Below are 4,771 nucleotides of genomic sequence, written 5' to 3' on the forward strand. Positions count from 1 at the left end.
CTCGGCGTCCAGGCGCAGCGCCGAGATCGTTTCGGTGTGCATCTCCGGGCGAAACACCTGCACCCGTCCCGAGTGGCGCGCGCGCGACATGGCGGCTTCGGCGGCGCGCAGCATGCCCTCGGGGGTGGCCGTCCCCGGCTCGCCCAGGGCAACGCCCACGTCCGATCCGCAGAACACCTCGTGCCCGGCTACGCCGTAGCCGCCCGTCAGCGCCCGCGCGATCCGCTCGGCCACGCGCACCACCTCGTGCTCGCCGCTCACCCCGTTCAGCAGCACCAGGAAGTCGTCGCCCCGGGCCCGGGCCACCACGTCGCCCGGGCGGATGCACGCGTCCAGCCGCTGCGCCGTCATCGAGAGCACCGTGTCGCCCGTTTCGTGGCCCAGCGTTTCGTTGATGCGCTGGAACCGGTTCAGGTCCACGTGGATGACGGCGATCTGGTGGACGGCACGTCCCGGGCGGCCGGAGAGCGCACGTGTGAGCTGCGCGACGAACGCCTCGCGGTTGGGCAGCCCCGTCTGCTCGTCGTACATCTCGTCGAGGGCCTCGAGGGCGGGGTGGTCGCCTCGGTGGATGATGGCCTGGATCTGCCCGCCCAGCCCGGTGCGCATCTGCACGCAGGTGAGCGCGGCGAGCTCGGACTCGCCCGCCGCGGCGCGCACGTGGACCGTCCGCGCCACCACGTCTTCGCCGCGCAGCAGATCGTCGGCCACGGCGGCCCACTCGGCGGGGTCCGCCAGCAGGTCGCGAAGGTGCGCGGTGCCGTCGGCGGTCAGGCCGAAGCGCACCGTGGCGGCAGGGTTCACCTCGACGATGGCGCCGTCGGCATCCGCCAGGCAAACGGCGTCCGCGGTGTACTGAAAAAGGGTGCGGAAGCGGTGCGGCATGGGAAGAATCAGCGGATGAAAGGCGTGTGCTCGGCGCCAGGCGACACACATGCTAACGGGAGCAGCGGGGTTCGCCAAGGCGGGATGCGGAGTTTTCGGGCGGGCCCGTCCCGGGCGACTGAAGTCGCCTGCTCCCGTCCCGGGCGACTGAAGTCGCTGCAACAAACACACGAAGTCCACCTGCGTGGACTGGCCTGCCTGGGTGGAGCAAGACCCAAGTGGCGCGCCCACGATCCATCTCGGGGCCGAATAAAGCCTTCACCCCGCATGGGAGGCTGTACGCAGTCGGCGGACTCATCCACTCCCCGGGGCGCGCAATGAAGCCGCGGAGTGCCCCCGAACAAGCCACTCCGCGAAGGCGGACTTCGTGTAGTCGTTGCAGCGAATTCATTCGCCCGGGGAGGCGAGGGCCCCCTGAAGAGGCCAGGGTTCTGCCCGGTAGCCATCATTCCTCCCTGAATCTTTCGATCCCGAACGGCGCCATCTCCGCCCCCCACGGCTCCCCGCACAGCAGCCCGCCGACCGTCTCCCCGGTCAGCGGAGCGAGGAGAATGCCGTTCCGAAAGTGGCCGGTCGCGTACACCAGCCCCTCCACCTCCGGATCGAGGCCTAGGATGGGAAACCCGTCCGGGGTGCCCGGGCGCAGGCCGGACCAGGTTTCGGCGAGCGGCGCGTGCTCCAGCGCGGGGGCGATCTCCACCGCGCCGTCGATCAGCCGGCGCACGCCCCAGGGCGTCACCGCCTTGCGATACCCGGTGCTCTCCACCGTCGCGCCGGCGATCACCCGCCCCGCCGCGCGCGGGACGAGGTAGCAGCGCGGCGAGTCAACCACGTGGCGGAACATGGGGGGCACCGCCTCCAGCGCGAGCAGCTGCCCGTGCACCGGCTCCACCGGCACCGGCCGCGGAAGCCCCTCGATCATCCCCGCCCACGCACCGCCCGCCAGAACGACGGCGCCCGCGTGGATGCGCTCGCCCCCGGCCAGCTCCACCCCCGCGGCGCGATTGCCCGCCCGCAGCAGCCGCACCGCCTGCTCGCCCAGGCGGAACCGGACGCCCGCGCGGGCCGCGGCGGACCACAGCGCCGGGCCCAGCGCGCGGTTGTCCACCTGGTGGTCGCCGGGAAAGCGAAGCGCCATCCGCACGGCGGGCGACAGGGCGGGCTCCGCCTCGCGCGCCTCGGACGCGGAGAGCCGCTCGACAGCGAGGCCCGCCGCGGACTGCCATCGCCACCGCGCGCACAGCTCCTCGTCGTCCTCCTCCCGCAGCGCCACGAACAGCGTCCCCGCGTCGGCGTAGCACACGTCCACGCCCGTTTCCTCGCGGAGCGCGGCGGCGTAGTCCGGGTAGATCTCGCGGCCACGGACCAGCAGGTCCAGGAAGGGACCCGGCCCGTTCGCCTCCGCCAGCGGAGAGAGCATGCCCGCCGCGGCCCACGAGGCTTCCATCCCCGGTGTGGCGCGCTCCACCACGACGACGGAAAGCCCGCCGCGAGCCGCGCGGCGGGCGATGGCGCACCCGATCACTCCCCCGCCGACGATCACCACGTCGGCGGTGCGCTCGTCCCTCACTCCGGCGTGGCCTCCGTCAGAAAGGCCTCGAACAGGCGGACGGCGTGCTCCACGTCGCGCGGGTCCACGGCCTCGAACGGCGAGTGCGAGTAGCGGATGGGCGGCGCCACCAGCAGCGTCTCCATCCCCTGCCGCACCAGGTGCGCACCGTCGGACGAGTAGTGATACAAGACTACGTCCTGCACGGGGATGCCGTGCGCTTCCGCCACCGCGTGCATCCGGGCGATCAGCCGGCGCGAGTAGTGGACGGACGAATCGCGGTGCACCAGCGCCGGTCCACCGCCCAGGCGAACGGGAACGTGCTCGTCCTGCACCGTGGGAATGTCGCCGGCCAGCCCGTTGTCGATGATGAAGCCGATGTCGAACGCCCGACCGTCGCGCGCCACGCTGCTCGCCCCGATCATCCCGATCTCTTCCTGGACGGTGAGCGCGAACGTGACGTCGAAGCGGGGCGCCCGTTCCGCCAGCCGTCGCGAAAGCTCCACCAGAACGGCCACGCCCAGCCGGTCGTCCATCGCCTTGCCCACCAGCAGCCGGCCCACCTTCTGGATGCCGGGGTCCCACACCATCCGCGTGCCGACGTGAATGCCGGCCTCCGCCACCTCGGCGGCGGTCATCCCCACGTCCACGAACAGGTCGTCCCACCCCAGCTCGGTGCGTCCGCGCTGCTCGGGGGTCATGGCGTGGCCCGTGGTCGTCGCCAAAATGCCGACGACGGGGCCGTGGTCCGCCAGCAGCCGGAAGCGCTGGCCCACGAAGTACGGGAAGGAGAAGAGGTCGCGCTCGCCCGGCAGCACGCGCAGGAAGCCGTCGGCCGTCACCGAGCGGACGATCAGCGACAGCTCGTCCGCATGGGCCGCGAGCAGCACTCGCGGGCCCCGGCCGGGAATGCGCAGGAACAGGTTGCCCACCGCGGTCGCCGTCACCTCGCCGCGGCCCTCCCACTCGCGGCGCACCCAGGCCGTCACCGCCTCTTCCTGCCCGGTGGGCCCGGGAAGCGAGCAGAGGTCGCGCAGCAGCGCCTCCATCCGCTCCGTGCCTCCGCCGGGGCTCACCACCGGTGCCGGGGACGGTTCGGAACGAGCGGCGGCGGGCCGGGAATCGCCCTGGCTCACGCTCGTTCGTTCCTCGTCGCGGGCCCTGAAGTCGCTCATCCGCTCTCTCCTGTCTCCCCGGCCTGGTGCACCCGCCCGACGCCGGCGGCCAGGTAGCCGCGCGACAGCTTCACGTAGTGCCCGGCGCTGCTGCTCACCCACCGCAGCGAAGCCCCCTCCAGCTCCTTCTTCACCACCGCCGGCGAGCCCGCCGCCATGGTGCGCGGAGGGACGGTGCCGCCCGCGGAAACCACGGCGCCCGCCGCGATCAGCGCCTCGTCGCCGACCGTGGCCCGCTGAAGCACCACCGCGTTCATCCCGATCAGCGCGCCGCTCCCCACCGTGCAGCTTTCCAGGACCGCCCCGTGGCCGATGGTCACGTCGTCGCCGATCAGGGTGGCGCCCTGGCGGCTGACGTGGAGGACCACGTTGTCCTGCACGCTGGTGCGGGCGCCCACGCGGATCTCGAACTCCGGCTCGTCGCCGCGGATCACCGCGCCGAACCACACGCTGGCCTCTTCGCCGATGGTGACGTTGCCGATCACCGTGGCATTGGGGGCCACGAAGGCGGTCGGGTGGATGCGCGGAAAGATCCCGGCGAAGGGAAGGATGATGGCCATCAGGAGTCGTCGGAAAGGATCTCGGCCAGGCGCCGGGCGTCGAGGTTGCCGCCCGTCAGCACCAGGGCCACGGGTCCATCCAGGCCGGGGACCGCGCCCTCCATGAGCGCGGCGGCAGCCACCGCGGCACTGCCCTCGGCCACCAGCCCCTCCTCCACGAACAGGGCGCGGACGGCGCGGCGCACCGACGCCTCGGAGACGAGCACCAGGTCGTCCACCACCTCGCGCGCCAGCGCAAGGCTGCGCTCGTCCACGTCGCCCGAAAGCCCCTCGCACAGGGTCGGCCCGTAGGCGGGGGAAGCGAGCGACCCGGCGGCGAGCGAAGCGTGCATCCCCGCGGTCTCCTCCGTCTGCACGCCGACGACGCGGATTCCGCCGACGGCCCGGGCGAACACCCCCACGCCGCCGATCATCCCCCCGCCGCCCACGGGGACGATGATCGTCTTCACATCCGGCAGATCCTCGACGATCTCCAGTCCCACGGTCCCCTGACCCGCCACGACAGCCGGGTCGCTGAACGCGTGCACGTACCAGGCGCCGGTGACGGACGCGTACTCCTCGGCCGCGATGGCCGTCTCGTCCCAGCCGCCCTCCACCTCGCG

5 protein-coding genes are annotated in these 4,771 nt (G+C 72.6%); all 5 read right to left on the minus strand.

Translation table 11 applies throughout. The annotated features are described in order from the left end of the window. Nucleotides 1-885, minus strand: an 885-nt coding sequence (locus VIB55_RS13005; protein ID WP_331877080.1) for a diguanylate cyclase domain-containing protein, incomplete at its 3' end; no start/stop codon positions are given. A 445-nt stretch (nt 886-1,330) separates the two neighbouring features. After that, nucleotides 1,331-2,455 (minus strand): glycine oxidase ThiO, encoded by a 1,125-nt coding sequence (gene thiO / locus VIB55_RS13010; RefSeq protein WP_331877081.1) that lies wholly within the window; start codon nt 2,453-2,455, stop codon nt 1,331-1,333. Then, a complete protein-coding gene (locus tag VIB55_RS13015) occupies nt 2,452-3,609 on the minus strand; it encodes a M42 family metallopeptidase (RefSeq protein ID WP_331877082.1) in 1,158 nt (385 codons plus the stop codon). Before VIB55_RS13015 ends, thiO begins: the two co-directional genes overlap by 4 nt. Continuing rightward, nucleotides 3,606-4,169 carry a gamma carbonic anhydrase family protein gene (locus tag VIB55_RS13020; RefSeq protein WP_331877083.1) on the minus strand — a complete coding sequence of 188 codons (564 nt, stop codon included), beginning with the start codon at nt 4,167-4,169 and terminating at the stop codon, nt 3,606-3,608. Before VIB55_RS13020 ends, VIB55_RS13015 begins: the two co-directional genes overlap by 4 nt. After that, on the minus strand, nt 4,169-4,771 hold a 603-nt coding region (locus tag VIB55_RS13025; RefSeq protein ID WP_331877084.1), incomplete at its 5' end, for a pyridoxal-phosphate dependent enzyme. The genes VIB55_RS13025 and VIB55_RS13020, both read right to left, overlap by 1 nt.

Source organism: Longimicrobium sp. (assembly GCF_036554565.1).
In the GTDB taxonomy this organism is placed as follows: Bacteria; Gemmatimonadota; Gemmatimonadetes; order Longimicrobiales; family Longimicrobiaceae; genus Longimicrobium.

Coding starts and splice junctions, on each gene's coding strand:
- VIB55_RS13015 (WP_331877082.1), bottom strand. CDS start 3,609: ATGAGCGACTTCAGGGCCCGCGACGAGGAACGAACGAGCGTGAGCCAG.
- VIB55_RS13020 (WP_331877083.1), bottom strand. CDS start 4,169: ATGGCCATCATCCTTCCCTTCGCCGGGATCTTTCCGCGCATCCACCCG.